The following is a 3,396-nucleotide window of genomic DNA, read 5'->3' as shown; positions in this document are numbered from 1 at the left end:
TTCCCTTACATTCTCAAGAGGAATAAATATTTATTATTATTGAATAATAGCATAATTATACAAATGTGCTATTATTATATATCATTTTAATTATTTTGTCGAGATTATTTTAATTATTTTGTCAAGATCTTTTTAAAATATGTTGTTATTCCATGCAGCAACGATAGATAAAATAAGAGACTATTAAACCCAACAGAGTATTTTTATTGTCAGGGTTGCTCTTTTACAAAGGAATAGAAAAACGTTACAAAGTTGCATTAAACTAAAAATAAAGCGACCGCAAAGTCGCAATTTGTAACAATCATCCTTCTCTATTTTTGCAGTGGTTATATAGTAGTTTTTATAAAAGCTTAGTAAGGGGCTTTCTATATATTAAAATTTTCAAGTATTAATTTTTAGAGAATATTCATAAGACATCTCTTGCTTTCAGCAAATTTAAATAATCTTTACATGTCATCGGACATTTTATAAAATCACGAAATTCTTCATCACTAGAAAAATTCAACCGTTTTTTTATCTGTTGAGCCCAAATTGGTGGGATATCGTCTCTTCCTTCAGAACACTTCGTTCGACTCAAGATATGTCCTTTGTAAGAAACTATTATTTGCCAATGTCCGGTATGTCCTTCTTTTACACAAAATTCCTTTTTCAGTTTATTCACAATTTTTTTAAATTCCCTTTTCTTTATTTGGATCATAATTCTTTAATTATGTTTTTAAGAAATTCCCAGCTCTCCTTCATTATTTTACCTAACTTATTTTTAGATTGCTTTAAATCAAAATATAAATATTCTACATCTTTACAGAAATCTCTAATAGCGTTTAACTCAGTATCACCATAGCCATCTAGATTTATGTCATCAGAAGATATAACAAAAACACCGTCTTCATATTCAGATACAACATATAAAGGGGCTATAAGCTGTAATTTAGTAGAGCGCAGATTTTGAATAGGAATTATTTTTCTATTTTGTAAATTTTGGATAACTTTAGAAAAGACATTAATTTGATCTATTAATACGTTGGTTATATTTTTTAGGTTTTGAATTTCTGAATCATAAGAGGGTCGGTATAAAGAAAGGAATTCTTTAAAATAAGCCTCATATATTTTAAAATCTAAATCTGAAGGAGTGTAATATTTTTCTTCCAACTCTGGAAATTTCATAGAGGAGGGCAGTTCTTCTTTAGAAATTTTTCTCTGAAAAGTTTGATCATACATATCTAAATCCTTTTTATTATTCCTATTAACTTTAAATAATTTTCATTTAGTTGTTCTTTTAATCTCCGGAGATTTATTTCTTTTAAAGAATAATGGGTATTTAAATGGAGTCGCATCTTATAAGGATCTTCTGTAGGAGAGGTTTGTAAAAAGTAACGTTTTTCTTCCTTCTCAAATAATACTCTTACACCACTTTCTAAGATATTACTTCCCGATTCTAAACTTTCAAATATACATTTTCCTGACAATTTTTTAAAATCAATTTTCTTTTCCGATTTTACTAATATATCGTAATTAAAACCATAAGCAATGAGTTTAGTTTTATCTACAAGACTATCAAAGGCAATCTGAAAATATTTTTCTAGCTCTGATTTATTTGGCTCTTTGCCACTTTTGTCATTAACTCTCAGTCGTTTCTCCTCAATAATAATTTCTTTTTGTCTACCGGGTATTACTAAAATTTTTACATTTGGTGAAGGCTCTAAAAATGGGCTATTTTTTTTCTCTTTTTCACTCAATTCAAAAATCTCTCTCATTTTTTCAGCAGTGATAAGAGTATGGTCAATTTCCTTAAAAACAGCTGTAATATTCAAATTTTTAATCTCTTGAGATTTAATTTTCATATATTTTTAGCACAACATATTTTAATAAAATTTTAACCTCTTAAAAATTCTTCTCTTAGACCGCTTAAAAGGTTATCAGTTTCACTCTTAATATTGAAGAGTTAGCATAAGAAGAAACTTTGATATTAAATTAGTATTATATTATATAACAAATTACTTCAATATTAGCAATAATTAATATAAGTTTAATCTAAATGGTTATTCGCGTATTAACTTCGTGTCTCAAATTGATATATGGGATATTTCCTCCCGAATATATAATTTTTTTTATTTTTTATGTTTTAAAACTATTGGTAAGTTATGAACCCTATGTTCATTAATCTTGAATTGACCTTTATTACCACATTCACAACTGTAAGTAAAATAAGGAATAACCGGATCTCCACCCCGATAGGTCATATCTACATATTTACCACAGCTTGCACATATGAATTCAATATAATCAGTAGTCATTACACCTACTATGATTGGTCTACCAACTACGGATTGTAGTTTTATTAATTTCTTATTAGTTAATTTACCTGTCCCCATATTTTCCTCCTTATTATCTTGTTTTATATTCTAGAATTAGTTAACTCTTTATAAAGCTATTTTGTACCGTGTATGGGTTCATAATAAAACCATTAACTTTTTTAAAATCAGTTTTCACTTTTTACTCCATAAATAAAAGCAAATATAACTAACAACAAAAGACAGTACAGCTAGAACTAATCCTAATTCAGAACCTTTAAATAAGAACCAATAAAGCTCATATAAACCGATTATTATTGAGATAATAAAACAAATTAAAATGCTGTTTTTCATATTTGTTATTCCAATAACCGTTCCTTATTGTTTGTAGTAAATATTTAATAGGAAACCATCTTATAGACCTAAATTGATAGAAGTGTTGTAGTTCGTGTAAAAGTGTTTTTTTTCTGTCCTTATAGCAACCCAATAGAATATAGTTGTAAAAACAGCATCCACTTATATTGAAAACAGTACAATATAATCTTGACCAATAATTCTCAATTACTCTAATTGGCTTCATTTCCTCCTCGCCTTCTTTGATTGTCTTTTTATATTCCTTTTTTTATGCCTTAATCTATCTTGTCTTTTTTTTATTTTCGTTTTCATTTTTCTTACCTCTTAGACTTTTACTCCTTTTTATATAAAAGAATTATCATAAAAGATATTGCTATTAATACTGAGTCTGTTATTGCTAGAATTATAAATGGAGCATGAGAATATGCATCTTTAAAAGTTAAGATCATACTACCACCAAAGCTGTCCCTGATTTTCACGCGCTCTACATACCTTTTCCAGGTTTTAGCACCTATACATGCTGAAATATATCTATATACTCTAATACCTATATACAACCAAAAGGTAGTATTGGACTGAACCCCTATCACTAGACACATTGTATACTAAAATTAATTAAGTTAGAATAGCTGATGAGACAAAAAGAGAAGGATTAAATAGGAGGTCTCATTGTGAAAAAAGAAGAAGTTTTAGCAAAGAGTTTAAAAGAGAGATAGTAGAAACTGTAGTTTCAGGTTCAGCAAGTGCAGCA

General features: G+C 27.8%; 5 protein-coding genes. All 5 read right to left on the bottom strand.

The features are described from left to right. Positions 1-406 precede the first annotated feature (406 nt). Positions 407-661 (bottom strand): hypothetical protein, encoded by a 255-nt coding sequence (locus KKC53_01545; protein MBU2597854.1) that lies wholly within the window; start codon positions 659-661, stop codon positions 407-409. Between the two features lie 32 nt (positions 662-693). Next, positions 694-1,218: a hypothetical protein gene (locus KKC53_01540; protein MBU2597853.1), complete on the bottom strand. Its 525-nt coding sequence runs from the start codon at positions 1,216-1,218 to the stop codon at positions 694-696. Positions 1,219-1,220: 2 nt separating this feature from the next. Then, a complete protein-coding gene (locus KKC53_01535; GenBank protein MBU2597852.1) occupies positions 1,221-1,811 on the bottom strand; it encodes a hypothetical protein in 591 nt (196 codons plus the stop codon). 297 nt (positions 1,812-2,108) lie between these two features. Further along, the gene (locus KKC53_01530; protein MBU2597851.1) at positions 2,109-2,372 is read right to left on the bottom strand and encodes a hypothetical protein; all 264 of its coding nucleotides are present in this window, start codon (positions 2,370-2,372) and stop codon (positions 2,109-2,111) included. A 605-nt stretch (positions 2,373-2,977) separates the two neighbouring features. Then, the gene (locus KKC53_01525) at positions 2,978-3,244 is read right to left on the bottom strand and encodes a hypothetical protein (GenBank protein MBU2597850.1); all 267 of its coding nucleotides are present in this window, start codon (positions 3,242-3,244) and stop codon (positions 2,978-2,980) included. Between the last annotated feature and the right edge of the window lie 152 nt (positions 3,245-3,396).

Source organism: Actinomycetota bacterium (assembly GCA_018830725.1).
In the GTDB taxonomy this organism is placed as follows: Bacteria; Actinomycetota; Humimicrobiia; order JAHJRV01; family JAHJRV01; genus JAHJRV01.
Note: the sequence above shows the minus strand (reverse complement) of the source record. Positions and strands in the feature narration are given on the sequence as shown.

What these genes read in the sequence shown, in the direction of transcription:
- KKC53_01530 (MBU2597851.1), bottom strand. Translation starts at nt 2,372, where the DNA reads ATGGGGACAGGTAAATTAACTAATAAGAAATTAATAAAACTACAATCC.
- KKC53_01540 (MBU2597853.1), bottom strand. Translation starts at nt 1,218, where the DNA reads ATGTATGATCAAACTTTTCAGAGAAAAATTTCTAAAGAAGAACTGCCC.
- KKC53_01525 (MBU2597850.1), bottom strand. Translation starts at nt 3,244, where the DNA reads ATGTGTCTAGTGATAGGGGTTCAGTCCAATACTACCTTTTGGTTGTAT.